Source organism: Pigmentiphaga sp. NML080357 (assembly GCF_002188465.1).
Taxonomy (GTDB): domain Bacteria; phylum Pseudomonadota; class Gammaproteobacteria; order Burkholderiales; family Burkholderiaceae_B; genus Pigmentiphaga.
The window spans coordinates 1-25,689 of sequence record NZ_NINW01000040.1 but is presented as its reverse complement, the minus strand read 5'-3'; the positions used below and the strand labels follow the sequence as shown (position 1 = coordinate 25,689).

Below are 25,689 nucleotides of genomic sequence, written 5' to 3'. Positions count from 1 at the left end.
CAGGGCATCGAGTCTTTCTATATACTCGGCCAGTTCCGGCTACATCCCGTTGTTACAAATGAGAGGCGCGGTTCGATCACCCTCGAGCCTTGCGACTCCTTTTGTGCTGCGCAGCAACGTTGCAGTGCCACAACGGCGCGAGGCGCGGAACACGCCGCGCTTCGGACCCGCACTCCGAAGCAATTCTAGCCCAACCGACCCCAGGGGCCAGGACGCATGAATCGTAAGTTTTCCGGCATCGCCGGCGCGGTGCTCAAACGCATCGCCGAAGCGGTGCAGCAAGTCTTCTCCCGCATCACCTCCCATCCCGCCACCCTTACCATCACCTCGTCTCCGCTGAAACGCCGCATCGTCGTCGGCGCCGGCGCGGCAGGGCTGTTCGTCACCGCTGCCGCGATCGGCGTCGCCCCGCTGGCGCCCGACGCGGCCATGCTGCCCACCACCCGGATCGTCCAGTCCCTGGACCTGCCCGACCTCGCCGAGCAGGTCGCGCAGCAGGAGGCCAACGCCCCCGACTTCATCCGCGAGGAGCGCGTCCAGCGCGGCGATTCCGTCGCCACGCTGCTGAACCGGCTGGGCGTGGACGATCCCGAGCTCGAACGCTTCGTGCGCAGCTCGGCGGACACCCGCAGCCTGTACCAGCTCTACCCCGGCCGCGTGGTCCAGGCATCGACCGACGCACTGGGCGAAGTCCGCTGGCTGCGCTACATCCATACCCCCGGCACCGAGACCAACGGCAAGGTCGTCTCGCGCATGCTGCAGATCGAGCGCACCGCGCAAGGCCTTTCGGCCAAGGAAGTGCAGCTGGATACCGAACGCGAGACGCGCATCGCCCATGGCGAAATCCACAGCTCGCTGTTCGGCGCCACCGACGCCGCCGACATCCCCGACAGCATTGCCACCCAGATCGCGGAAATCCTCTCCGGCGACATCGACTTCCACCGCGACCTGCGCCGCGGCGACCACTTCAACGTGGTCTACGAAACCTACACGCACCAGGGCAACTACGTGCGGGCCGGCAAGGTGATCGCGCTCGAGTTCGTCAACAAGGGGACGCCTTACCAGGCGGTGTGGTTCGATCAGCAGCCCGGCGTCACCGGCGGCTACTACACCTTCGACGGCAAGAGCCTGCGCAAGGCCTTCCTGCGCTCGCCCATGGAGTTCACCCGCGTCACGTCCGGCTTTTCGCGGCGCTTCCACCCCATCCTCAAGACCTGGCGCGAGCACAAGGGCGTGGACTACGGCGCACCGAAGGGCACCCCCATCCGCAGCACGGCGGACGGCACCATCGACTTCATCGGCAGGCAGAACGGCTACGGCAACGTCGTGATCGTCCGTCACCACGGCCAATATTCCACGCTCTACGCCCACATGAGCGCCTTCGCACCCGGCCTCTCCAAGGGTTCGCGGGTTTCGCAGGGCCAGTTCATCGGCCGCGTGGGTTCGACCGGCTGGGCCACCGGCCCCCACCTGCACTACGAATTCCGCATCGCCGGCAAGCCGGTCGACCCGCTCACGGTCGCCCTGCCGCAGGCGCCCGAGCTCAATGCCCGCGGTCTCGCGCTGTTCAAGAAGCAGACCGATCCCCTGCGGCACCAGATGGCGCTCCTGGCCCAGCTGAAGGACTACAGCATGCCGGCGGGCGACACGTCGCTGGCGAGCCAGTAACGGCATGTCCGGGACGGGCCCCTACATCGGCCTGATGTCGGGCACCAGCCTGGACGGCGTGGATGGCGTGGCGGCCGATTTCTCCGGCCCCGCGCCCCGCATCCTGGGACACGCGGACGCCGCCATGCCGGCGGAGTTGAGGGCCTCGCTGCTGGCCCTCAACCAGCCCGGCTTCGACGAAATCCACGGCATGTCGCGCGCGGCGCTCGCGCTAGCCGAACTCTATGCCGAAGTGGTGGCCAAGCTGCTGGCGCAAACCGGCCTGGCGCCGGACCGCATACGTGCGATCGGCGCGCATGGGCAGACCGTGCGCCACCGCCCCGACGCCGGCTACACGGTGCAGTTGAACGCGCCGGCCCGCCTGGCCGAGCTGACCGGCATCGCGGTGGTCGCCGATTTGCGCAGCCGCGACGTCGCCGCCGGCGGCCACGGCGCGCCGCTCGCGCCGGCCTTCCACGCCGCAGTGTTCGGCACCGCGCGGCCACAGGCGGTCCTCAACCTGGGAGGCATCGCCAACGTCACCCTGCTGTCGCCCAAGGGCGTCGTGGGCTACGACACCGGCCCCGCCAACCTGCTCTTGGATGCCTGGTGCGCGCGCCACACCGGCCAGCCCTACGACCGCGACGGCCGCTACGCCGCCTCGGGCACGCTCCAGCCGGCGTTGCTCGCCGAGCTCATCGCCTCCGAACCCTGGCTGGCCGCACCGCCGCCCAAGTCAACCGGACGGGATCTCTTCAACGAGACCTGGCTGGATCGGCGCCTCCAGGCATGGCAGGCGGCCCACGGCCCGCTGCATCCGGCGGACGTCCAGGCCACCCTCCAGGCCCTGACGGTCGAAACGGCGGCGCGCGAAATCCGGCGCCAGCAGCCCGCCTGCGAACAGGTATGGGTGTGCGGCGGCGGCGCGCGCAACGGCGGCCTGATGCGGGCCCTGGCGGCGGCGCTGTCTTGCCCGGTCGCCCCGACCGACAATGCGAATGTGCCGGCCCAGCAGATGGAAGCCCTGGCCTTCGCCTGGCTGGCCCACCGGCACATGGAAGGCCTGGCCGGCAACCTGCCGGCCGTGACGGGCGCGGCGGGGCCGCGGATACTCGGGGCCTACTATCCCGCTTGAGATCGCCCCCCCTACGCGCTGACACGCGCCCCCAGGGGGCTCTACTTACGGACCGGCGGAGCCGGATCCGCGGTGCCCTGGGTGGGGTGATCGGCGGTAAAAGCTAGCTGCGCTTGCTTTCGAGGAGCTCCCAGCGTTCGAGCTTGGCCATCAGCTCTTCTTCGATCGCGGCCATGCGTTGCTGGATGGCGGCCGCCTCGGCGGGGTTGTCGCGATAGATCAGCCCATCGGCGAGGCGTTCGGTCAGGGACTGCTGCTCGGCTTCCAGCGCGGCGATGGCATCGGGCAGGCCATCGAGCTCTTTTGCTTCCCAGGAACTCAGCCGCGAGCGCCCCGCGGGCCGGGCGGGTGCCGGCGAACCGGAAGCCGCTCCGGCGGCAGCGGCCGCGCTCGTTGTTTCCCTGGCCGCGCCGTCCCTCGGCCCCTTGTCGCCATCGCGCTTGCCCGCCGCGGGACGCCCGGCACCCGCGGCCTGCGCAGCCCGCGCACTCTGGGCCGCCCAGTCCTCATAGCCGCCCACATAGTCGCGCCAATGTCCATCGCCTTCATAGGCAATGGTCTGGGTCACGACGTTGTCGAGAAACGTGCGGTCGTGGCTAACGAGGAACACCGTGCCGGGATAATCCTGGAGCAGCTCCTCGAGCAGCTCCAGCGTCTCGATGTCCAGATCGTTGGTCGGCTCGTCGAGCACGAGCACGTTGGCCGGCCGGGCGAACAGCCGGGCGAGCAGCAGCCGCGCCCGCTCGCCGCCCGACAGGCTCTTGACCGGCGAGCGCGCCCGCTCCGGCGGAAACAGGAAATCGCCCAGGTAGCTCATCACATGCTTGCGCTGGCCGTTGATCTCTATCCACTCGCTGCCGGGACTGATGACGTCGGCCAGCGCCATGTCGTCGTCCAGCTGGGCACGCATCTGGTCGAAATAGGCCACCGACAGATTGGTACCCTGGCGCACCGTCCCCGAGTCCGGCGCCAGCTCGCCCAGGATGAGCTTGAGCAAGGTGGTCTTGCCCGCGCCGTTGGGTCCGATGATGCCGATGCGGTCGCCGCGCAGCACGGTGGTCGAGAACGACCGGATCACCGGCTTGTCGCCGAACGACTTCGAGACGTCCACGAGCTCGGCCACCAGCTTGCCCGAGCGCTGCCCTTCGGCCACGTCGATCGAGATTTTCCCCATGCGCTCGCGTCGCTCGGCACGCTGCACGCGCAGTTGCTCCAGCCGCTTCACCCGGCCGACGCTGCGCGTGCGGCGAGCCTCCACGCCCTTGCGTATCCACACTTCCTCCTGGGCAAGGAGTTTGTCGAAACGGGCCTGCTCCAGCCTTTCGGCCTCCAGCATCTCGGCCTTGCGCGCCTGGTAGGCGGCGAAGGAGCCGGGAAAGCTCGCCAGCGCGCCGCGATCGAGCTCCACGATGCGGGTGGCGACGGCGTCGAGGAAGCGGCGATCGTGGGTAATGAACACGACGCTGCCGGCAAAGGCCTTCAACAATTCCTCGAGCCAGGCGATGGCCTGGAAGTCCAGGTGGTTGGTCGGCTCGTCCAGCAGCAGCAGGTCGGGATCGCCCAGCAGCGCCCGCGCCAGCGCCACCCGCTTGCGCGTGCCGCCCGACAGGCCGTCCACCGGCGCATCGGCGGGCAGGTTCAACCTGGCGAGCGTCGACGTCACCCGCGCCTGTACCGTCCATCCATCGTGCGCCTCCAGTTCCGCCTGGAGGCCCTGCAGGCGGGCAAGCAGCGCATCGTGCTCGGCCCCCCCGGACGCCTCGGCCAGGTCGTGGGCCAGGCGCTGGTAGGCGCGCAGCAGGTCGCGCCCCTTGGCCAGCCCTTCGCTGACGGCGTCGAACACCGTTCCCGACTCGTCGAATACCGGCTCCTGTTCCACCGTGGCGACCTTCAGGCCATCCTGGCGCGAGATCAGTCCATCGTCGGGCAGGATCCTGCCGTCCAGCAGCTTGAGCAGGGAAGACTTGCCCGTGCCGTTCCGGCCGATCAGCCCGACCCGCTCCCCGGTCTCGACTGAAAAGCTGGCTTGGTGCAAGAGAGGGACGTGGCCATAGGCCAGTTCGATGTCGGTCAGTGCGATGAGAGCCATGAAACGCCACACCGGCCCGCGGGCCGGAGAAAAACGAAAAGCGCCCAGGCTTGCGCGAGGGCGCTCCGATTGAAAAAACGGCAGCCGGCGAGCTTAGACCGAGAACGACGACCCGCAGCCGCAGGTGGAGGTGGCGTTCGGGTTCTTGATGACGAACTGCGCGCCCTCCAGGCCTTCCTTGTAGTCGATCTCGGCGCCGACCAGATATTGGAAGCTCATGGAGTCGATCAGCAATTGCACGCCGTTCTTGTCCAGCTGGGTATCGTCCTCGTTGACGTCTTCATCGAAAGTGAAGCCGTACTGGAAGCCGGAACAGCCGCCGCCTTGCACGAAGACGCGCAGCTTGAGCGAGGGATTGCCTTCCTCGTCGATCAATTCCTTGACCTTGGCGGCCGCGGCGTCGGTAAAGACGAGCCCGATGGGAGGGGCTTCGAGGTTGGCTTGTTCAACTGCTGCGTTCATGACTGCTCCTTGCATACGCGCCGGCTGGCGGCCTGGGCACCGCGCATGCGCTGTATCGGTGTAAATCGTAGGTTAATAGATAATTCAACCGCTATTGGCGCTTGATTTCAACCCCGGCGCCGGCAGGGGCACTGCGGCGGGCGGCACATCCGGGACGGCTTTCTTTTTAGATGGTGGCGGCCGGCACAGGTTCAAGGCGCCGCGCGGCCGGCCGCGGTTCAGGCCGGCAGGTTGACCGTACTCTGCGAGCGTACCACGCCGCCCTCCACCACCCGCACCGTGACGCTGCGGACCACGAATCCGGCCGGCACCTCCAGCGTCCCTTCCGCGCGCTGGTATTGCCGGAAGCGCAACGCCAACGGATCGGCCAGGGACGGAGCGGCGGCCGGCGCGGAAGCGCTCTCGGCCTCGCCCGCCTCGGCCGACACCAGGAACGGATGCAGGTCTATGGTCGCCGCGGTGCCCGCGCGGGTGCCGGACGCGGAGAACTGCAGCCGTCCCGTGAACTCGCCGGACGGTCGACCGCCCCGCATCAGCAGGACCCGGTAGCGCAGCAAGGCACCCTGGCGCTCGAGCTCGGCCGAACGGATGCTGACCTGCGCCTGGCGGGGATCCATGGGAATGAGCTGGTCGAAAAACGCCAGATCGTTGCGCATGTCGCCCATCTCCTTCTGCGCGGCGCGCAAATCGGCCGCCAGCTGGTCCTTGGCCGCCCGCTCTATCGCCAGGCGGCTTTCCGAGGCGGCCAGGCTGCCCTGCAGGCGTTCGTTGTCGGCAATCAGGCGCTGGTTCTCGGCGCGCAGCTGAGCCAGCTCCGAAGCGGATATCTGCGGAGCGACGCCGACCAGCCGGCGCGCAGACTCGTAGAGACCGGTGCCCAGCGCCGCACCGAGCGCCAGCAGCACCAGCAATACGACCACGCGTCCCGGCGAACCGGTAGACAGCCCGGCGACCTCGGGCGGCGCACCCAGCGCCGCGCCCCGCCGCAACCGGCGTGGCACGAGCGCCGGAAACAGCGGCCGCCGCTTCATCAGGGCAGCACCGCCACCTGGCCGAGGCCGGCGTCTTCAGGCAGTCCGAACATGAGGTTCATGTTCTGCACTGCCTGCCCCGAGGCTCCCTTCACCAGGTTGTCCTGCACCACCAGGACGACGAGCTGGTCGCCGTTGCCGGGCCGGTGAACGGCGATGCGGATCATGTTGGACGCCCTTACCGAGCGGGTTTCCGGCGTGCTGCCCGCGGGCATGACGTCGACGAAAGGCTCGTTGGCGTAGCGCTGCTCGAACAGCTTCTGGAAGTCGACCTCGCGCGCCTTCGGATCGATGCGGGCGTAAATGGTCGAGTGCATGCCCCGCACCATGGGCGTCAGATGCGGCACGAAGGTCAGCCCCACCGGTCCGCCATGCAGCGTCTGCAGGTGCTCGACGATCTCGGGATGATGCCTGTGCCCCGACACGCCATAGGCCTTGAAGTTGTCGCTGGCCTCCGAGAACAGGATGTGCAGTTCCGCCTTGCGGCCGGCGCCCGTCACGCCGGACTTGCAGTCGGCGATGAGCGTCCCGGCATCGACCAGCGGCGAGGACGAACCGGCCCGGCCTTCGAGCAGCGGCGCGAGGCCGAGCAGCACCGTGGTCGGATAGCAGCCGGGATTGCCGACTACCCGCGCGCCGCGGATCTTCTCGCGATTGAGCTCCACGAGGCCGTAGACCGATTCCCGAAGCACGTCAGGGCAGGCGTGCGGCATCTTGTACCACTTCTCGAACGAAGCCGTGTCCTGCAGCCGGAAATCGGCGGCCAGATCGATGATCCTGACGCCCGCGGCCAGCAGCTCCTGAGCCTGCGCCATGGCTACGCCATGCGGGGTGGCGAAGAACACCACGTCGCATTCGGTCAGGGGCGCCTTGTCCGGCGAGGAAAACGCCAGGTCCACCTTGCCGCGCAGGTTGGAGAACATGTCGGCCACCGGCATGCCGTCTTCCTTGCGGGACGTGATGGCAACCAGTTCCGCGTTCGGGTGCTGCGACAGGAGGCGCAGCAATTCCACGCCCGTATAGCCCGTGCCGCCGACGATACCTACCTTGATCTTGGCGGAGCCCGCCTCTGTCTTGCTCATCAGGATCTCCTCCCCTGCGCGTGGCGTGCCGGTCAGGCACGGCGCCGGGCGACGCATGACAGGCGGCGCCCTCGGTTCAGGGGTAAGTTGACTGTTCGAAAATATAACCCGTTGATGTTACCGCTGCTGGAGAAGCCGAGGAGCCGGATCCATGCAGCAGAAACAGGAAGAAAGAAAAAAGGCCGCATCGCTGCGGCCTTTTTTGCTCGTCCACCGGCCTGGGCCGGCGGGAACGAGTGAGATCGAAGCCGATCAGCGCTTGCTGAACTGCTTGCGACGTCGCGCCTTGTGCAGACCGACCTTCTTGCGCTCGACCTCGCGGGCATCGCGGGTAACGAAGCCGGCTTGCGACAGCGCGGACTTGAGCGTCGCGTCGTAATCGATCAGCGCGCGGGTGATGCCATGGCGCACGGCACCGGCCTGCCCGTTCACGCCACCGCCGTGGACGTTGATGTGGAAATCGAACGATTCCAGGTGGCCGGTCAGTTCGAGCGGCTGGCGGACGATCATGCGGCCCGTTTCGCGGGCGAAGTACTCGTCCACGGGCTTGCCGTTGACGGTAATCTTGCCCGAGCCTTTCTTCAGGAACACACGAGCCACCGAAGTCTTGCGGCGGCCGGTTCCGTAATTCCAGTTACCGATCATGCGCGGCTCCTCAGATTTCCAGCAGCTTGGGCTGCTGGGCGGTGTGGGGATGTTCGGATCCCGCGTACACCTTCAGCTTCTTGATCATGGCGTAGCCCAGCGGCCCCTTGGGCAGCATGCCCTTGACAGCCTTCTGGATCGCACGACCAGGAAAACGCTGCTGCATCTTCAGGAACGTGGTTTCGGTGATACCGCCGGGATAGCCCGAGTGGCGGTAGTAGCGCTTGTCCTGCGCCTTGTTGCCGGTAACGACGATGTCGGCGGCGTTGATGATGACGATGTAGTCGCCGGTATCAACGTGAGGCGTGAATTCAGGCTTGTGCTTACCGCGCAAACGGCGTGCGACTTCGCTGGCCACACGACCTAGGACTTTGCCCTTGGCGTCAATCACGTACCAGTCACGCGTCACTTCTTGCGGTTTCGCAACGAAGGTTTTCATGAGGAATCTCTGTGACGGGCGCGCCGCGAAAAAATAACGGCGCTGGATTTCAAATGCCGGGAAAGAGCCATGCGCATCGGGTCGTAGGCACGCAGGATTCCCTGGCAGCGTTCTACCCTTGCCACCTAAGCATTGTAAATTGCAAGTGTGAAAAGGGTCAGCCGGCTATGTTAGCGTGGAATGAGCCGCGAAGTCAAAGGCTTTGCAATGCCCGCCCACCGCCACAGCGGCGCCGGCGCGCCGGCATTCATCCGCATGGATGGCACGAAAGCGCCCGGCAGCTGTAACCAGAATACAGGACACCCGCCAGACGGCCTTGTGATGCCTGGACCACGCTTCATGCTTTGATAAACATGAACACATAAGAAAAAATCCGCTGGGCGGGCTTGAGGGGACACTTACGGATTCATGGCCCCTATGGAGACCGTCGATGAACACGATCAAGACCATTCTGACCGCCACCGCCGTGGCCGCAGGCCTCGCCGCCTGCGCTTCCCCGCAACGCGACATGCCCGCCCGGCAGGCGGCCGTCTCCCCGCAGTCGGTATCCACCGACCAGCTCCAGCGCTTCGCCAACGCCGCCAGGAAGGTGAATGCGATTTCGCCGGGCACGGGAGCGGAGACCACCGGCGCCACCACCACCTCGACCGGACAGGCCACCAACGCCACTTTTGACGAGGTCAACGGGCGCAAGGCCCAGGCGGTATGGAGCGAAGGGCTGACCGTCCAGGAATTCAACGCCATCAACGCCGCCGTCCAGCAGGACCCCGCCCTCATGCAGCGCTACGGGGAACTGATGCGAGGCTCCGGCTCCGGATCGATGGGTTCGGGTTCGGGCTCGATGGGTGGCGGATCCATGGGCGGAGGCTCCATGGGTGGCGGATCCACGGGTGGCGGCACGATGATGCGCTAGCCACGGCCGCCGGGGCGGAGCCGCCCCGATGCTCGCAAGGGTGGGTATCGCCCCACCCGATCCCATGGCAAAAAAAAGCCCGAAGCCGTAAGGCTTCGGGCTAATCCACCAAAGGAGGAGGGTGGAGGAGACACCGGTAGATGAGCTTTGCGGGGCTATCCGACGATGCCGAGGGGCCCTGGGCCGTGTCGACATACAAAGCGTCATCCGTTGATCGAATTATAGGCCTACGTTTTGTGCGTTGCAAGAACTTTTTTAAGACATCAAACCACAATGTGGTTGGCCGTTTCAATACACAAAATTCCTTACTGATCAATAAGTTAACTTTTATTTTTTGCTCCGCCACGAGCTTTTCAACGCGCCCTGCCCCTCCATCCGCCGGGTGCCGGCATTATTTCTTGCGAACCCATCCGGTCCATTTGATGCAAAGCAGCAATTCAGGGCGCGAACCGCCGGGTCAGGCATGACGCATTTCGGGGGCCCCGTCCCCTCTGAACGCGTTTTCCGGAACAAGGCGACACGGAAGCTGGCGGCGGGACTGGTCCCGGGCCGTCAAGGTATGGAAGCGAGGGACCTCTCGTCCGCCGGCCGTCCGGCTCGAGGCAAAAAAAAGCCCGAAGCCGTAAGGCTTCGGGCTAATCCACCAAAGGAGGAGGGTGGAGGAGACACCGGTAGATGGGCTTTGCGGGGCAATCCGACGATGCCGAGGGGCCCGAGGCCGTGTCGACATACAAAGCGTCATCCGTTGATCGAATTATAGCAAGCTTTTTTTGTGCACCGCAAGAACCCTAAGGGTTGTTGCTTACGTACAAAAACCGAGCGCAGCAGATCAAAAAATCTTCATAAAAATCAATGACCTACCTCGTATGCTACAGACCTGCCCGCAACATTGCGAGCGAAAAATAGCAACACTTTGCAATCCCCTTCGAGCGCGAGGACGATTTCGCCGCTTTATGCTGCGGGGCAACATGCGAAGGCGCCTCATGCATGCGAAACCCAGGGCCCTTCCCGCTATGATCGCGGAATCCCACTCTTTTGCAGCACGAGGACTATCATGGAATGCACAGTAAGCTGGGGCGGGCCCCAGGGCATGCTGTTCACGGCCCAGACGGGCAGCGGACATGTTGCCGTCATGGATGGCGCGCCCGACGGCGGCGGCAATAACCTGGCTCCGCGGCCGATGGAATTGGTGCTCGCGGGTACCGGCGGCTGCACCGCCTACGACGTCGTCCTGATCCTCAAGCGCGGCCGGCACGCCGTGCGTGGCTGCACCGTGACTCTCAAGGCGGAGCGCGCCGAAACCGATCCCAAGGTCTTCACCAAGATCCATTTCGCTTTCACCGTCACCGGCAAGAACCTGCCTCCGGCCGCCGTGGAACGTGCGGTGCAACTCTCCCACGAGAAGTATTGTTCCGCCTCCGCCATGCTCGAGAAGACGGCGGAACTGACCTGGTCGGTCGAGATCGCCGAAGCGGACTGAAGACGCTCAGACGTAGTAGGCGGTGGAGGTCATGACCTTGGACCCGCACCGCATGGCTGCCCGCACCGGTGCGGGCAGCGAGACTCCCCCATACTGTTCCGCCGTGACCCGGTGCTGGCGTTCGTCGGCCGACATCTGTTCGACGATGGCGCGCGAACGCGCGTCGTTGGCCGGCAAGGCGCCCAGGTGCCCATCCAGGTGGCGCTCCACCTGTCGTTCGGTCTCGGCCATGAAGCCTAGATTCCAGGCATCCCCCGCCCTGCCCGCCAGGACGCCCAGGCCGAACGCTCCCGCATACCAGAAGGGGTTCAAGAAACTGGGCCGCGAGCGCAATTCCCGCAGGCGGTCGTCCAGCCAGGCCAGGTGATCGGTTTCCTCGGCCGCCGCATCGAGAAACAGCTGACGGGTGGCGGGCCGGTCGCAAACCAGCGCCTGCCCCCGGTACAACGCCTGGGCGCAGATCTCCCCTACATGGTTGACCCGCATCAGGCCCGCGGCATGGCGGCGTTCGGCCGGGGACAACTCCGGCGCCTCGGCGTTTTCCCCAGCCACCGGCGCCCTGCCGGCCGGATTGGGACGCCGCGCGGAGACCGAGCCGGTCAGGACCCGCACGGCGCGATCGGCCTCGGATAGCACCCGATCCAGCAAAGAAGCGCGACGAAAGGACATGGTTTCCGACATACGACCTCCGATCCGGCGGCAGCCGGACTGCGACACGAACATATGCCCAGTATAGGCAATCCCCTACCTCGTTGTTCTCGCACAACGTTCCCGGCGGTGCAAGCCAGCTGTCATTTTCGCCTCATGTTGGGCCGTCATCCTCTCGTCCGAGCACCGAAGAACGTTTTGCGTGCCACGTCACAAATCCATTTGGAGTACTCAATTGAAAAAGACCCTCCTCGCCGCCGCGCTGCTGGCTGGTTTCGCCGGCGCCGCGCAAGCCCAGAGCGTAACGCTGTACGGTATCGTCGACATGGGCTTCATGAACAGCAAGCAGGACGGCCAGTCGGCCACCAACGGCCTGGAAAGCGGCATCGCCGGCAGCTCGCGCTTCGGCCTGCGCGGCGTGGAAGACCTGGGCAACGGCCTGAAGGCCAACTTCCAACTGGAAAGCGGCTTCAAGGCCGACACCGGCATCCAGAGCGCCAGCGGCCAGCTGTTCGACCGCGCCGCCTGGGTGGGCCTGTCGGGCAGCTTCGGTGAAGTCCGCCTGGGCCGCCAGGATACGCTGGGCTTCAACTGGTTCCGCGGCGCGATCAACCCCTTCGGCAACGCCTACTCGCAAGCCCAGAGCAAGACGATCTTCAACGTCAACGGCATCGACGATCGCGTCAGCAACAGCGCCTTCTACCTGTCGCCCAAGTTCAGCGGCTTCCAGTTCGGCGCCGGCTACAGCTTCAACGCCTCGGGCTCCGAGACCACCGGCAACGATGGCGACAACTCGGTCTACTCGCTGGGCCTGCGCTACCAGACCGGCCCCCTGCTGGCCGTGCTGACCTATGAACAGAAGAACGCCGCCGACCAGGCCCCCGGTGCCGGCGTGGGCGGATCCGACCTGAAGAACATCCAGCTCGGCGCCACCTATGACTTCGGCATGGCCAAGCTGCACGCCGGCTACGGCCGCCTGCAGAACTCGGGCTACCGCTCCAGCGCCGAGAAGGAAAACTCGTACCTGATCGGCGTGACCGTGCCGTTCGGCGCCCATTCCGTGTTCGCCACCTACCAGCGCAACGACAACGCCAACATCAACGCCGGCCGCCAGGACAAGGCCATCAACGGCTACGCCATCGGCTACAACTACACGCTGTCCAAGCGCACCATGGTGTACGCCCTGTTCAACCAGTACACCGACGTGATTGCCCGCACCGACAACAAGCAGCCCGGCGACAAGCGCGAAATCGCCATCGGCCTGCAGCACAAGTTCTAAAGCTCTCTCTCCACCCCGGCGGGGTCTTACGCCGGGGTGGAGCGGTTACTTCAGCAGTGAGTGTTTCCCGCCTCCGGTCCGCCCGCAGGCGGGCTTTTTCCGTGATCTTTGGCATAAAAGCAACAACACGGGTAAGAATAAGTAAAAACCCGGCCATTCTTTGCCCTCTGGCTTGGTGTTAACCCGGATTCTTTGCTGCAATATGACCAACTTCCCATCGGGAAGCACTGGTTTTCCCGCAGCGGGCGGGCACCCGACGATGGATCCGCGCACTCCATCCGCCCCCTTCGCACCCCGCCGCTTTCTGCGGATACCAGGTCAATCATGGAGATGTTTCAATGAAAAAAACGTTGATCGCTGCCGCCGTCATGGCTGGCATGGCTGGTGCCGCGCACGCGCAGAGCTCGGTCACCCTGTACGGCGTCATGGATATGGGCTACCTGTATACCAAGACTGAAGGCCTGAAGGCCCGCAACGCTCTCGACAGCGGCCTGCAAAGCGACTCCCGCTTCGGCCTGCGCGGCTCGGAAGACCTGGGCAACGGCCTGAAGGCCAACTTCCTGCTGGAAGCCGGCATCAACGCCGACGACGGCACCACCACCCAGTCGGGCCTGTTCAACCGCCAATCGTGGGTGGGCCTGTCGTCCAACACGCTGGGTGAAATCCGCTTCGGCCGCCAGTTCATCCTCGGCTCGCAGTTCTTCACCAACATCGATCCGTTCGGCACGACCTTCCGTCAAGCCGGCATGGGCTCGACCTTCATCGCCGCCAACCAAGTCCGCAACAGCAACAGCGTGATGTACTTCACGCCGACCTGGGCCGGCTTCCAAGGCGCGATCGGCTACAGCTTCAACCGTTCGACCAGCGAAACCCCGGTCGCCGGCACCAACAACCGTGCCATCACCTCGGGTCTGCGCTACGCCAACGGTCCGATCGAAGTCGCCCTGACGTACGACCAGGTCGAACCCGCCACCGGCGGCGGCGTGGGCCGTTCGACCCAGTTGGGCGGTACCTATGACTTCGGCGTGGTCAAGCTGCACGCCGCGGTTGCCGACCAGCGCAAGGTTGCGGTCAACGTAGGCGACGTTCCGGGCTGGAACGGCCGCTTCGCCGAGAAGACCCTGTCGTACATGGTCGGCGCGTCGGCTCCCGTGGGCCCCGGCTCGCTGTTCGGCTCGTACCAGAAGGCCAAGGATTGGGACATCGAAGGCTTCAGCGTCGGTTACACCTACCCGCTGTCGCGTCGTACCAACGCCTATGCGTTCTTCAGCAACATGGACAACGTCGGCCACTACGGCAGCGCCGTCACCACCGGCGACAAGACCACCCGTCAATTCGGCGTGGGCCTGCGTCACATGTTCTAAATCGGCGGCAAGGCGCACACCGCGCCTTCGCATCGGCGCCTAGAACCCCCTGGGCGCCTCGCTGCACCGGACCGGAAACGGTCCGGTGCATTTTTTTTAGGGAAGCCCACCCCCTCCGCGCTTCGCGCCCCCCTCAAGGGGGCGATGCGGGTGGACCGGCGGAGCCGGATCCACCGCATCCTGGGTCTAGTACCGTTATCTTGGGTTGTGGCATCGGTGCTTCGCTGGCTGCCAGCGGTAGCAACAGTGCACGAACCAAGAAAGCCGTACTAGATCCAGGGCGCCGCGGATCCGGCTTTGCCGGTCCGCCAGCGCCGCCCCCTTGAGGGGGAGCGGCCGAAGGCCGCAAGGGGGTGGGCTTCATTAACGCATTTCTAATTCTTTTAGATTACGCTATCGGGTCGTTCACGCACCGGCATGGCGCAGGCGGGCGGCGTTGGCTGTCCACCTTAGCGTTGTGCTACCTCCGTATGCCGCTCGCACGATCCAAGCCGTTCCCTCTTTCATTGCCACGCCGCACGACCGGTGTCGCGGCCCTCGCGCCGCTGCTGCTGACGGCTGGTTGCGCCTTGAAGGCGCCGGCGCCGTCGGTTCCCTTGTCGCCGCCTGCGGGCTGGCATGCGCCGGTGCCGGGGGATGGCGTTTCGGCGGCTGCGAACCTGCCGCACCACTCCAGCCAGCGGCAATTGCTGGAGTGGTGGCGGCAGGCGGGCGATCCTGCGCTGGTGGGCCTCATCGAGGCGGCACAGGCGGCCAGTCCGACGGTGGGCGCGGCGCGCTCGCGTTTTCTGCAAGCGCGGGCGGCACGTGTTTCGGCAGCGGCGGCGCTGGGGCCGACGCTGGAGGCCAACGCGCAAACCAGCCGCGGCTTTTCGCAAATCGCCGGAGGTGTCGCGACCCAGAACCAGGCCGGGCTGCAGGCGTCATGGGAAGTGGACCTGTTCGGGGCGAACACGGCCACGCGCGATGCCGCCCAGGCCCGGCTGGAAGGTGCCCAGGCGCAGTGGCACGAGGCCCGCACATCGGTCGCGGCGGAAGTGGCCAATGAACTGAACAACCTGCGCGGATGCCGGCGCGAACTCGCGATCCTGGAATCGGACGCCGCCTCTCGCGCCGAGAGCCATCGGCTGACCGACCTCGCCATGCGCGCGGGCTTCCAATCCACCGCCAATGCGGCGCTGGCGCGCGCCAGCAGCGCCGAGGCCGCCGCGCGGGTGAGCCAGCAACGCGCCGTGTGCGAAATCAGCATCAAGGCGCTGGTCGCGCTGACCGCGCTCGATGAAACGGACCTACGCGCCCGGGTCGCCCAGCCACCGGCGCATCGCCCGCCCGAAACCCTGTTCGCCATCGACCGCCTGCCCGCCGCGGTGCTGGCCCAGCGGCCGGACGTATTCAACGCCGATCGCAACGTGGCCGCCGCCAGCGCCGAGGTCGGAAGCGCCCAGGCCAAGCGCTATCCCCGGTTGACCTTGAGCGGCAGCGTCGGCGTTGCCTCGTTCGCGGCGCGCGGCACGGAGGTGGACGTCAATACCTGGTCCATCGGACCGCTGGCAGTGACGCTGCCGCTGTTCGACGGCGGCCGCCGCCGTGCCGACATCGAGTCGGCACGCGCCCGCTACGACGAAGCCGTCACCCAATACCGCGCCACCGCCCGACAGGCGGTGCGCGAAGTGGAAGAGGCGCTCGTCAACCTGCGAAGCACGGCCACCCGCACCGCCGATGCGCAGGCCGCGGTCGAGGGCTACCGGGTCTCGTTCGAGGCCACGGAACAACGCTATCGCGGCGGGCTCGCCAGCCTGCTGGAACTCGAGGAGTCGCGCCGCATGCTGCTGACTGCCCGCACGACCCAATCCGCGCTCGAGCGCGAACGCATGGCGGCCTGGATCGCCCTGTACCGCGCCGTCGGCGGTGGCTGGCGGCAAGGAGAACCCGTTCCGCCGGATCCCGCGCCGACCGCCACCGCCGCGCCGGCAACCGATCCCTCCTGATCCATCCGACTCACCACGCTTCCATGGCGACGGCGATGATCCGTATTCGCTCCGCCGTCGGTGTCCGAACCCAACCATGACCTTGCCCATGCCGCTACGTCCTCTTATCGCTGCCGCCCTGCTTGGTGCCGTTCTGGCCGGCATCGCCCTCGTCCCCGCCCCGCAAGCCGCCGGCAAGGACGACGCACCGGCCCCGCGTCCCGCATTGACCGTCACGGTCGCCAAGCCGCAGATGCAGTCGCTGCGCGTCTCCCTGCAGGCCAACGGCAACATCATGGCGTGGCAGGAAGCCAGCATCGGCGCCGAGATCGGGGGCCTGCGGCTGGAGGAAGTCCGGGTCAACGTGGGCGACGCCGTCAAGGCCGGGCAAGTCCTGGCGACCTTCGCCGCGGAAACGGTGCGGGCCGACATCGCCCAGGCCCGGGCGGCCCTGGCCGAAGCCGAAGCCAGCGCGGCCGAGGCGCGCGCCAACGCCGAACGGGCGATCTCGCTGAAAGCCTCGGGCGCGCTGAGCGAATCGCAGATCCACCAGTACGTCACCGGCGGGCAGACAGCCCAGGCGCGCGTGGAATCGGCGCGCGCCAGCCTTGCCGCGCAGGAACTGCGCCTGAAGTTCACCCAGGTCCGGGCGCCCGACAGCGGCATCATCTCCTCGCGCACCGCCACGGTGGGCGCGGTCGTCAGCCCGGGAACGGAACTCTTCCGCATGATCCGCAAGGGACGCCTGGAATGGCGCGCCGAAGTCACCTCGGCGGAGGTCGGCCGCATTCACGTGGGAGACTCCGCCGCCATCGTCGCAGCCAGCGGCGAACGCCTGCAGGGCAAGGTCCGCACCATCGGTCCGACCGTCGATCCGCAAACGCGCAATACGCTGGTCTACGTCGACCTGCCCGGCGCGGGCGCGGCCGGCTCCTCCGCCAAGGCCGGCATGTTCGCGCGCGGCGAGTTCCAGCTGGGCAGCGCGCAAGCCATGACGGTGCCCCAGCAGGCCGTCGTCATGCGCGAGGCCTTCAATTACGTCTTCGTGGTCGGCCCCGACAATCGCGTCGCCCAGCGCAAGGTGCAGACCGGACGGCGTGACGGCGATCGCGTCGAGATCCTGGAAGGGCTCTCGCCCGACGCCCGCATCGCCGTGCGCGGCGCGGGCTTCCTGACCGACGGCGATCTCGTGAGCATCGTCGATACCCCCGCCCCCGCGGCTACGCCGGCAACGGCCATCACGCGCTGAAAGACGGAGACGCCGCGATGAATGTATCGACCTGGTCCATACGCAATCCGATTCCGTCGGGCATGCTGTTCGTGCTGCTGACCTTCGCCGGCCTGATGTCGTTCCACGCCATGAAGGTGCAGAACTTTCCCGACATCGACCTGCCCATGGTCATGGTCACGGCCACGCTGCCCGGCGCCTCCCCCAGCCAGCTGGAGAACGACGTCGCGCGCAAGCTGGAAAACTCCATCGCCACGCTGCAGGGCCTCAAGCACGTCTACACCAAGATCCAGGACGGTACCGTCACGCTCACCACCGAGTTCGAACTGGAAAAGCCCCTGCAGGAAGCGGTGGACGACGTCCGCTCGGCCGTCTCGCGCGTACGCGCCGACATGCCGGCCGACCTGCGCGACCCCATCATCAACAAGGTGGACCTGGCCGGCCAGCCGGTTCTCGCCTTCACGGTGCGCGCAGCCAGCATGGACGACGAGGCGCTGTCCTGGTTCGTCGACAACGACGTCGCGCGCAAGCTGCTGACGGTGCCGGGCGTCGGCGCCGTCAACCGCGTGGGCGGCGTCACGCGCGAGGTGCGCATCGCCCTCGATCCGCAGCGCCTGCAGGCGCTGGGCGCCTCGGCCGCCGACATCTCGCGCCAGCTGCGGCAGGTGCAGCGCGAAAGCTCCGGTGGGCGCACCGACATCGGGAGCGCCGAACAACCGGTGCGCACGCTCGCCAACGTGCGGACGGCCGAAGAACTGGCCGACCTGCGCCTGGTGCTGACCGATGGCAGGCCGATCCGGCTGTCCGATGTCGCGACCGTGAGCGATACCATCGCCGAGCGCCGTTCCGCGGCGCTGCTCGACGGCCAGCCGGTGGTCGGCTTCGAGGTCGCGCGCAGCCGCGGCGCCAGCGAACTCGACGTCGCCGAGGGCGTGGAGCGTGCCCTGAACGAACTCAAGGCCCAGCACGCCGACCTGGAGATCACCGAGTCCTTCAACTTCGTCACGCCGGTACAGGAAGAGTACGACGGCTCCATGCGCCTGCTCTACGAAGGCGCCCTGCTCGCCGTGCTGGTGGTCTGGCTGTTCCTGCGCGACTGGCGCGCCACGCTGATCTCGGCCGTCGCCCTGCCGCTGTCCGTGATCCCCGCGTTCGCCGGCATGTATTTCCTCGGGTTCTCGATCAACGTCATCACCCTGCTGGCGCTGTCGCTGGTCATCGGCATCCTGGTCGACGACGCCATCGTCGAGGTCGAGAACATCGTGCGCCACCTGCGGATGGGCAAGAAACCCTACCAGGCCGCCATGGAAGCGGCGGACGAAATCGGCCTCGCGGTCGTCGCCACCACCTTCACCCTCATTGCCGTCTTCCTGCCCACCGCCTTCATGAGCGGCATCGCCGGACGCTTCTTCAAGCAGTTCGGCTGGACCGCGGCACTGGCGGTATTCGCCTCGCTCATCGTCGCGCGCGTCCTCACCCCCATGATGGCGGCCTACCTCCTCAAGCCCATGGTGGCGGCGGACAAGGAGCCGCGCTGGCTGCGGACCTACATGCGCTGGGTCTCCGCCTGCATGCGGCACCGCTGGCTCACCGTGCTGGGCGCCGCCCTGTTCTTCATCCTGTCGATCGGCATGATCCCCCTGCTGCCCGCCGGCTTCATGCCCGCCGACGACAACTCCCAGACCCAGGTCATGGTCGAACTGCCGCCTGGCTCCACCCTGGCGCAGACGCTGGACACCGCCGAACTGGTCCGCCTGCGCCTGGCCCAGATCCCGCACGTGCGCAGCGTCTACACCACCATCGGCGGCGGCACCGCCGGCGGCGATCCGTTCTCCATGGCCGGGGCGGCCGAAGTCCGCAAGGCCACGCTCACCATCCAGCTCGACCCGCGCGAAGAACGCCCCAAGAAGCAAGGCATCGAAGAGCAGATGCGCGCCGCCCTGCAGGAGATCCCCGGCATGCGCAGCCGCGTCGGCCTGGGCGGGTCCAACAACAAATACGTGCTCGTGCTGACCGGCGACAATCCCGACGCGCTGAACAGCGCCGCGCTGGCCGTCGCCAAGGAACTGCGCACCATTCCCGGCCTGGGCAACATCTCGTCCACCGCCAGCCTGATCCGCCCCGAGATCGCCGTGCGCCCCGACTTCGCCCGCGCCGCCGACCTCGGCGTCACCAGCAGCGCCATCGCCGACACGCTGCGCATCGCGACCGTGGGCGACTACGACATCTCGCTGCCCAAGCTCAACCTGTCGCAGCGCCAAGTGCCCATCGTCGTGCGCCTCGACGAGGCCGCGCGCACCGACCTCTCGGTGCTGGAACGCCTCTCCGTGCCCGGCAGCCGCGGGCCGGTGATGCTGGGCCAGGTCGCCGACATGGCGTTCTCGGCCGGACCCACCGTCATCGACCGCTACGACCGCTCGCGCAACATCAACTTCGAGATCGAGCTGGCAGGCATGGACCTGGGCGAAGTCGCCCAGCGCGTGGCCGAACTGCCCACCATCAAGAACCTGCCGGCGGGCGTGCGCCAGGCCACCGTGGGCGACGCCGAAGTCATGGGCGAGCTGTTCCAGAGCTTCGGCCTGGCCATGCTCACCGGGGTGCTGTGCATCTACGTCGTGCTGGTGCTGCTGTTCAAGCACTTCCTGCACCCCGTCACCATCCTCGCGGCGCTGCCCCTCTCCCTGGGCGGCGCCTTCGTGGGCCTCCTGATCGCGGACAAGAGCTTTTCCATGCCCTCGCTGATCGGGCTCGTGATGCTGATGGGCATCGCCACCAAGAACTCCATCCTGCTGGTGGAATACGCCATCATCGCGCGCCGGGGCCACCCGGCCACCGACGTGCGGCCTGCCGTGCCGGGCATGAGCCGGTGGGACGCGCTGCTGGACGCGTGCCACAAGCGCGCGCGGCCCATCATCATGACCACCATGGCGATGGGCGCGGGGATGCTGCCCATCGCCATCGGGTATGGCGCGGCGGACCCGAGCTTCCGTTCGCCCATGGCGATCGCGGTGCTGGGCGGGTTGATCACCTCGACCTTCCTGAGTCTGCTGGTGATACCGGTGGTGTTCCTGTTCGTGGATGACTTCGGGCAGTGGGTGGCGCGGTTGGCGAGAAGGGGCAGAAAGCACTCCCCCGCGTGAGCGGCCTATTTATGGCACTCGCATACGCAACCGATGCGGCTCGGTAAGAAATGCAACAAAAAACCGAAGCCGCTTCGTGAACCCCTCGTGACACCCTAGATTTTTCGCGCGGTTCCGGCCGGCTTGCCCACCACTCGGGGCCCAAGCCGCGGGATCGCCATGTCATCGTTTGGTCAAGGGGCATTGGTCACAATCCACCGTCCACTCCGCACCCCTCAGGTTCGATCAATGCCACTCCCCTCGCCCATCGATACCCGCAAACTCCGCATTCGCTGTCTGCACGTCCTGCTGGCATTCGGCACCGCCGTCTCCCTCGCCGCCTGTGGCGGCGACGATGATGACAACGGCAATCCGTCTACCCCGCCGCCCGCCGCGCAGGAAAGCGCCACGGCGCAACTGGCCTTGCTGGCCTCGACCGACCTGCACTTCAACGTCCGCAGCTACGACTACTTCAAGCTGGCCGAAGACCCGTCCTACGGCTTCGAGCGCACCGCCACGCTGATCCGCGAAGCGCGCAAGGCCTTCCCCAACAGCCTGCTGGTCGACAACGGCGACACCATCCAGGGCACCGCGCTGGCCGACTACGAGGCCCAGGTCGAGCCCATCCCGTGCGGGCAGCAGCTCTCGATGTACAAGGCCATGGGCGTCCTCCAGTACGACGCCGGCACCCTCGGCAACCATGAGTTCAACTACGGCCTGCCGTTCCTGAACCAGGCGCTGGGCGGCGGGTTGAACGTGGAAGGCGTGGACGCCAGCAAGCGTTGCGCCGGACCCGGCTTTCCGATGGCGCTGGCCAACGTGAAGAGCGTCAAGACCAACGAGACGCTGCTTCCTCCCTACGTGATCCTCGACCGCGAAATCACCGCCACCCAGGAAGACGGCGACACCGTCAAGCTGCCGATCAAGATCGGCCTGGTCGGCCTGACCACGCCCGGCATCATGAACTGGGACAAGCGCCACCTGCAGGGCAAGGTCACGGTGGAAGGCGGCCTGGAAGCGGCCCAGCGGTACGTGCCCGAAGTCCGCGCCCAGGGCGCCGACCTCGTGTTCGTGCTGCTGCATGGCGGCATGAGCGACGCCCAGTATTCCTCCGACATGGAAAACCCCGGCCTCTACGTCGCCCAGGTGCCGGGCATCGATGGGCTCGTCATGGGCCACCAGCACGGCGTCTTCCCCGACCGCGGCACGAACCCCGCCTACAAATTCAACGGCGTGGACAACCAGGCCGGCCTGGTGCACGGCGTCCCCGCCGTCATGCCCAGCTCCTGGGGCAAGGCGCTGGGCGTGATCGACTATGCGCTCAAGTGGGACGGCGCCAAATGGCAGCTCGACCGGAGCAAGACCAAGGTCGAACTGCGCAACATCCTGACCGGCAAGAACAGCCAGGGCGCCAACCAGTACGTCGCCGCCGACGCGGCCGTCGCTGCCGCGGTAGAGGCGCAGCACAACGCCGCCATCGAATACGTCAAGACACCCATCGGCGACTCCGACTTCCGCATGAGCACGCTGTTCGCCGACGTGGGCGACCCGGGCGCCATCCAGCTCGTCAACCAGGCCCAGCAGAGCTACGTGAGCCAGTACATCCAGGACAACCTGCCCGAATACGCCAGCCTGCCGGTGCTCTCCATCAGCGCCCCCTTCAAGGCCGGCTTCCAGGGCGGGAGCGACTACACCGACGTAGCCGCCGGCGACCTCGCCATCTACCACGCCGCCGACCTGTACCTCTACCCCAACACGGTCTACGCGGTGAAGGTCAATGGCGCCGAACTCAAGCTGTGGCTCGAAAACGCCGCATTGCGCTTCAACCAGATCGACCCCGCCAAGGCCGAGGACCAGTGGCTCATCAAGGACACCAAGACCGGCCAGGTCCCTCCGGGCAAGTCGCCCTTCGCCGGGTACAACTTCGACATGTTCACCTCGGCCGACATCCAGTATGAGATCGACGTGACCCAGCCCGAAGGCAGCCGCATCAAGAACCTGCGCTATCGCGGCGAACCCGTGGACGGAAAGGAATTCATCGTGGCCACCAACAACTACCGCGCGGAAAGCAGCGCCCGGTACATCCTCGGGGATGGCAAGGAGTTCGACATCGTCTATGCCTCGCCGGATGCGAACCGGGATGTGGTGATCAACTACATCAAGGCGCATCCGCATATCACGCGGGCGGAGAATGGGTCGGCGCGGAGCTGGCGGTTCACGCCGGTGAATACGGCGGGGGCGGTGTTGTTCAAGTCGGGGAAGAATGCGCTGGGGGTCGCGCAAGAGGCGGGGCTGGAGAATGTCAGCCTGGTGACGGCGGATGACGGGAGTGGGGAGGAGCGGGCGGTTTATCGGATCGACCTGAGTCAGGACTAGGCCAGCCTGACCCCGAGCGAAAGCCCTGAGGGAGCGGCACGCTCTCCGCTCCCTGGGGCCGATTCACAGCCCCGCCAGCACCGACCGGAATTTCTCCGCCACCTTCCTGCGCAACTCGGGGCTCGCGCATGCCACCGGCGGGAAGTCCTTCAACATCTCGAAAGGACGGCAGGCATCGATTACCGCGCGCGAGTTGGTGCTGGTCCCGCGCGGTATGCGCGGATCCAGCGGACCGCTCCACGCCTTGCGGATGAACTCGATATCCTCCACCGGATCGCAACGCGTGCACATGGCCCACACCACGTCGAACAGGTTCGTCGGGTCGACGTCCTCGTCCACCACCACCACGAAGCGTCCGAGATAGGACCCCGACTGGCAATTGGCGGCCAGCATCGCGGCCTGCCTGGCATGTCCGGCGAACGCCTGCTTGATAGAGATGATGTTGAACAGGCGCGCGGCGCCGGCCTCGTGGCACCAGACCCCCTTGACGCCGCTCAAGCCCGCGCGCTCGACCTCGTCCCATATCATCCCGGCCTTCATGACGCACTTGGAAAACGAGAAATCGGAAGGCGGCCGCAGTGGCGTCGCCATGGTCATGATGGGATTGTTGCGGTAGTAGACCCGCTGCACGCGGACCACCGGCTGGTCGCTCTTGCCGCCGGCATAGTAGCCGGTGAACTCGCCGAAAGGCCCTTCCGGCAAGGTATCGCCGGGATACATCTCGCCCTCGAGCACGATTTCGCTGTGGGCGGGCATGGGCAGCTTGTGCACTTCGCTCAGGACGACATCGAAAGGCAGCCCCCGATGGCCGCCCGAATAGTCGTATTCCGACAGGCCGAATCGCAGCTCGTTGCCGCCGGCCAGGAACAGCATCGGGTCGTGCCCGCACGAGATCAGTACCGGGCAGGGCTTGCCCTGCTTGAAGTACTTGTCCCGGATCTGCCGGCCCTGCTTGCCCGGCGACGTCCACAGGCCGACGCGGTTGCGGCTGTGGGCCATGGACCGGTAGGTGCCGATGTTGATCCAGTCCAGCTCGGGATCGCGCATGATGACGAGGTCGTCGGTCCCGATGTAGCGCCCGCCGTCCAGCTCGTGCAGGAACGGGATGGGGAACTTGAAGATGTCGACGTCGTCGTCCCGGTCAATGTTTTCCAGGACGGGTCCGGTCTCCACGACGCGAGGAGGGATGGGTTCATGATGCCGCATGCGGTCTCGATACGAACGAACCACATCCATGGGGCCCTCCGGCACAGGAAACCCCAGCGTCAGCGCCAACCGCGCAGAAGAATTGGTGGCGCCGGACAGCAACCGGAACCCGGGCGGATAGCCGGGGATGTTGTCGAACAGGATGGCCGGCGGCTCGGTTTGCCGCGAGCTGTACACGATCTCGGCAAGCGTGCCGACCTCGAGATTCCAGTCCGCGCCGTCGATTCGCAGCAGTTCCCCTGCCTTGTCCACCCGTTCGAGCAACTCTCGCAAATCTTGATGAGGACGCTCGTAATCGTTCCAAGTCTTCTGCATGTCTAGACCTAGTCAGCCTTGATTTGCGCCGCCCGCACGACCGGCGGCCACCGCTTGATTTCCGCGGCCAGCACGTTGGCCATGCGACCGGGCGTACCGCCCTGCGGCTCGATGCCCTGCTTCGCGAGCCCGGCGATCACCTCCGGATTCTTCAATGCCTCGTTCACTTCCCCATTGAGCCGGTCGATGACCGCGGTGGGCGTGCCAGCCGGAGCAAGCAGCCCATACCAGACGTCGACCTGCACCTGGTCGTATCCCAGCTCGCGAAAAGTCGGTACCGTGGGCAGGGAAGGCACCCGCTCGCCGCTCATGACCGCGAGGATCTTCAGCTTGCCGCCCTTCACCAGCGACATGACCGTGTGCAGGGGAACGATCATGGCGGAAACATGACCGCCCGACAGGTCGTTGATCGCTCCGCCCGTCCCCTTGAACGGCACGTGAAACAGATCAATACCGGCTTCCTGCTTAAAGAGCTCCATCGCCAGATGCTGGGGCGTCCCGTTGCCCGGCGACGCGTAGTTGATCTTGCCCGGCTCGGCTTTCGCCTTGGCGATGAAATCCGCCAGCGTATTGGCGGGAAACGACGCGGGCACCGCCAGGCAAAGCGTCCCCGTCCCGAGCAGCGCGACAGGGGCGAAATCCTTGATCGGATCGTAGGGAAGCGCGTGATTGACGGCGGCATTGGTGGCGAAGGTGGTCGCCGCCACCAGCAGCGTCGAGCCATCGGGCTTCGACCGCGCCACGTGGTCCGCGCCTATGTTGCCGCTGGCCCCGGGCCGGTTATCGACCACGGCCGCAATACCTGAACGCATCGCAAGCTGCTGGCTGATTGCGCGGGCCAGGATGTCCACGCCGGTACCCGGCGATGCCGCAACCACCATCGATATCGTTTGTTGCGCGGCCGGGGCTGCGACAGGCATGGCCAGCGCCAGTCCCATCGCCAGGACGGCACGGCGTCCCGGGCCGCGCCACGGCTTGGGCAACCCTGTGCGGATTTCCATGGCGCTCGTCTCCTTCCACTGTGTCGTGGTTTCAGGATCGCCATTACAACGCCCAGCGATTTATTATTCAATCGAGTTATTATCATGTATTGATTAGGTTACCCAATGAATATCCACGCATCGCTCGGAAACCTGTGGTAATCCCCCCATTTTTAGCGTTTGCCAGAAGTAGGAACGCTATGCGGCCATGGCGAGCCGCTGTTTCGGGGTAAATCCGCCCAGGGCCATGTTCGGGCGCTCGTGATTGTAGGACCACATCCACT

General features: G+C 66.3%; 19 protein-coding genes. 10 read left to right on the top strand and 9 right to left on the bottom strand.

Annotation, left to right across the window (positions count from 1 at the left end; translation table 11 throughout):
* Positions 1-216 precede the first annotated feature (216 nt).
* On the top strand, positions 217-1,668 hold the full coding sequence (locus CDO44_RS18330) for a M23 family metallopeptidase (protein WP_087781732.1): 1,452 nt from the start codon (positions 217-219) through the stop codon (positions 1,666-1,668).
* Between the two features lie 4 nt (positions 1,669-1,672).
* A complete protein-coding gene (locus tag CDO44_RS18325; RefSeq protein ID WP_198951390.1) occupies positions 1,673-2,782 on the top strand; it encodes an anhydro-N-acetylmuramic acid kinase in 1,110 nt (369 codons plus the stop codon).
* Positions 2,783-2,885: 103 nt separating this feature from the next.
* On the opposite strand, the gene CDO44_RS18320 is transcribed toward CDO44_RS18325, so the two are convergent.
* From CDO44_RS18320 to rplM, 6 genes are all read right to left on the bottom strand, one after another.
* Positions 2,886-4,871 carry an ATP-binding cassette domain-containing protein gene (locus CDO44_RS18320; RefSeq protein WP_087781731.1) on the bottom strand — a complete coding sequence of 662 codons (1,986 nt, stop codon included), beginning with the start codon at positions 4,869-4,871 and terminating at the stop codon, positions 2,886-2,888.
* 93 nt (positions 4,872-4,964) lie between these two features.
* Positions 4,965-5,333: an iron-sulfur cluster insertion protein ErpA gene (gene erpA / locus CDO44_RS18315; protein ID WP_087781730.1), complete on the bottom strand. Its 369-nt coding sequence runs from the start codon at positions 5,331-5,333 to the stop codon at positions 4,965-4,967.
* Between the two features lie 218 nt (positions 5,334-5,551).
* On the bottom strand, positions 5,552-6,364 hold the full coding sequence (locus CDO44_RS18310) for a DUF6776 family protein (protein WP_087781729.1): 813 nt from the start codon (positions 6,362-6,364) through the stop codon (positions 5,552-5,554).
* Positions 6,364-7,446: an N-acetyl-gamma-glutamyl-phosphate reductase gene (gene argC, locus CDO44_RS18305; RefSeq protein WP_087781728.1), complete on the bottom strand. Its 1,083-nt coding sequence runs from the start codon at positions 7,444-7,446 to the stop codon at positions 6,364-6,366. Before argC ends, CDO44_RS18310 begins: the two co-directional genes overlap by 1 nt.
* A gap of 252 nt (positions 7,447-7,698) precedes the next feature.
* On the bottom strand, positions 7,699-8,091 hold the full coding sequence (rpsI, locus tag CDO44_RS18300) for a 30S ribosomal protein S9 (protein WP_087781727.1): 393 nt from the start codon (positions 8,089-8,091) through the stop codon (positions 7,699-7,701).
* A gap of 10 nt (positions 8,092-8,101) precedes the next feature.
* Positions 8,102-8,530, bottom strand: coding sequence for a 50S ribosomal protein L13 (rplM, locus tag CDO44_RS18295; RefSeq protein WP_087781726.1), 429 nt, complete (start codon positions 8,528-8,530; stop codon positions 8,102-8,104).
* A 430-nt stretch (positions 8,531-8,960) separates the two neighbouring features.
* Between rplM and CDO44_RS18290 the strand changes: the two genes are divergently transcribed.
* A complete protein-coding gene (locus CDO44_RS18290; RefSeq protein ID WP_087781725.1) occupies positions 8,961-9,443 on the top strand; it encodes a DUF4168 domain-containing protein in 483 nt (160 codons plus the stop codon).
* 1,054 nt (positions 9,444-10,497) lie between these two features.
* Positions 10,498-10,923 (top strand): OsmC family protein, encoded by a 426-nt coding sequence (locus tag CDO44_RS18285; RefSeq protein ID WP_087781724.1) that lies wholly within the window; start codon positions 10,498-10,500, stop codon positions 10,921-10,923.
* A gap of 6 nt (positions 10,924-10,929) precedes the next feature.
* On the opposite strand, the gene coq7 is transcribed toward CDO44_RS18285, so the two are convergent.
* Entirely contained in the window at positions 10,930-11,592 is a 663-nt protein-coding gene (coq7, locus tag CDO44_RS18280; RefSeq protein ID WP_233146257.1) for a 2-polyprenyl-3-methyl-6-methoxy-1,4-benzoquinone monooxygenase, read from the bottom strand.
* A 214-nt stretch (positions 11,593-11,806) separates the two neighbouring features.
* On the opposite strand from coq7, the gene CDO44_RS18275 reads away from it, so the two are divergent.
* The 6 genes from CDO44_RS18275 (at position 11,807) to CDO44_RS18250 (ending at position 22,904) form a co-directional block, all read left to right on the top strand.
* Positions 11,807-12,850: a porin gene (locus CDO44_RS18275; RefSeq protein WP_158213334.1), complete on the top strand. Its 1,044-nt coding sequence runs from the start codon at positions 11,807-11,809 to the stop codon at positions 12,848-12,850.
* A 338-nt stretch (positions 12,851-13,188) separates the two neighbouring features.
* Positions 13,189-14,214: a porin gene (locus CDO44_RS18270; RefSeq protein ID WP_087781721.1), complete on the top strand. Its 1,026-nt coding sequence runs from the start codon at positions 13,189-13,191 to the stop codon at positions 14,212-14,214.
* Positions 14,215-14,684: 470 nt separating this feature from the next.
* Entirely contained in the window at positions 14,685-16,202 is a 1,518-nt protein-coding gene (locus CDO44_RS18265) for an efflux transporter outer membrane subunit (RefSeq protein WP_087781720.1), read from the top strand.
* 76 nt (positions 16,203-16,278) lie between these two features.
* A complete protein-coding gene (locus tag CDO44_RS18260; RefSeq protein WP_087781719.1) occupies positions 16,279-17,430 on the top strand; it encodes an efflux RND transporter periplasmic adaptor subunit in 1,152 nt (383 codons plus the stop codon).
* Between the two features lie 17 nt (positions 17,431-17,447).
* A complete protein-coding gene (locus CDO44_RS18255) occupies positions 17,448-20,549 on the top strand; it encodes an efflux RND transporter permease subunit (protein ID WP_087781718.1) in 3,102 nt (1,033 codons plus the stop codon).
* Positions 20,550-20,777: 228 nt separating this feature from the next.
* On the top strand, positions 20,778-22,904 hold the full coding sequence (locus tag CDO44_RS18250; RefSeq protein WP_087781717.1) for a bifunctional 2',3'-cyclic-nucleotide 2'-phosphodiesterase/3'-nucleotidase: 2,127 nt from the start codon (positions 20,778-20,780) through the stop codon (positions 22,902-22,904).
* A 63-nt stretch (positions 22,905-22,967) separates the two neighbouring features.
* Here the strand turns inward: CDO44_RS18250 and CDO44_RS18245 are convergent, their stop codons facing one another.
* Both CDO44_RS18245 and CDO44_RS18240 read right to left on the bottom strand, forming a co-directional pair.
* A complete protein-coding gene (locus tag CDO44_RS18245) occupies positions 22,968-24,425 on the bottom strand; it encodes a UbiD family decarboxylase (protein ID WP_087781716.1) in 1,458 nt (485 codons plus the stop codon).
* A gap of 8 nt (positions 24,426-24,433) precedes the next feature.
* On the bottom strand, positions 24,434-25,426 hold the full coding sequence (locus tag CDO44_RS18240; RefSeq protein WP_087781715.1) for a tripartite tricarboxylate transporter substrate binding protein: 993 nt from the start codon (positions 25,424-25,426) through the stop codon (positions 24,434-24,436).
* Positions 25,427-25,689 lie beyond the last annotated feature (263 nt).

Coding starts and splice junctions, on each gene's coding strand:
- CDO44_RS18330 (WP_087781732.1), top strand. CDS start 217: ATGAATCGTAAGTTTTCCGGCATCGCCGGCGCGGTGCTCAAACGCATC.
- CDO44_RS18325 (WP_198951390.1), top strand. CDS start 1,673: ATGTCCGGGACGGGCCCCTACATCGGCCTGATGTCGGGCACCAGCCTG.
- CDO44_RS18320 (WP_087781731.1), bottom strand. CDS start 4,871: ATGGCTCTCATCGCACTGACCGACATCGAACTGGCCTATGGCCACGTC.
- erpA (WP_087781730.1), bottom strand. CDS start 5,333: ATGAACGCAGCAGTTGAACAAGCCAACCTCGAAGCCCCTCCCATCGGG.
- CDO44_RS18310 (WP_087781729.1), bottom strand. CDS start 6,364: ATGAAGCGGCGGCCGCTGTTTCCGGCGCTCGTGCCACGCCGGTTGCGG.
- argC (WP_087781728.1), bottom strand. CDS start 7,446: ATGAGCAAGACAGAGGCGGGCTCCGCCAAGATCAAGGTAGGTATCGTC.
- rpsI (WP_087781727.1), bottom strand. CDS start 8,091: ATGATCGGTAACTGGAATTACGGAACCGGCCGCCGCAAGACTTCGGTG.
- rplM (WP_087781726.1), bottom strand. CDS start 8,530: ATGAAAACCTTCGTTGCGAAACCGCAAGAAGTGACGCGTGACTGGTAC.
- CDO44_RS18290 (WP_087781725.1), top strand. CDS start 8,961: ATGAACACGATCAAGACCATTCTGACCGCCACCGCCGTGGCCGCAGGC.
- CDO44_RS18285 (WP_087781724.1), top strand. CDS start 10,498: ATGGAATGCACAGTAAGCTGGGGCGGGCCCCAGGGCATGCTGTTCACG.
- coq7 (WP_233146257.1), bottom strand. CDS start 11,592: ATGTCCTTTCGTCGCGCTTCTTTGCTGGATCGGGTGCTATCCGAGGCC.
- CDO44_RS18270 (WP_087781721.1), top strand. CDS start 13,189: ATGAAAAAAACGTTGATCGCTGCCGCCGTCATGGCTGGCATGGCTGGT.
- CDO44_RS18265 (WP_087781720.1), top strand. CDS start 14,685: ATGCCGCTCGCACGATCCAAGCCGTTCCCTCTTTCATTGCCACGCCGC.
- CDO44_RS18260 (WP_087781719.1), top strand. CDS start 16,279: ATGACCTTGCCCATGCCGCTACGTCCTCTTATCGCTGCCGCCCTGCTT.
- CDO44_RS18255 (WP_087781718.1), top strand. CDS start 17,448: ATGAATGTATCGACCTGGTCCATACGCAATCCGATTCCGTCGGGCATG.
- CDO44_RS18250 (WP_087781717.1), top strand. CDS start 20,778: ATGCCACTCCCCTCGCCCATCGATACCCGCAAACTCCGCATTCGCTGT.
- CDO44_RS18245 (WP_087781716.1), bottom strand. CDS start 24,425: ATGCAGAAGACTTGGAACGATTACGAGCGTCCTCATCAAGATTTGCGA.
- CDO44_RS18240 (WP_087781715.1), bottom strand. CDS start 25,426: ATGGAAATCCGCACAGGGTTGCCCAAGCCGTGGCGCGGCCCGGGACGC.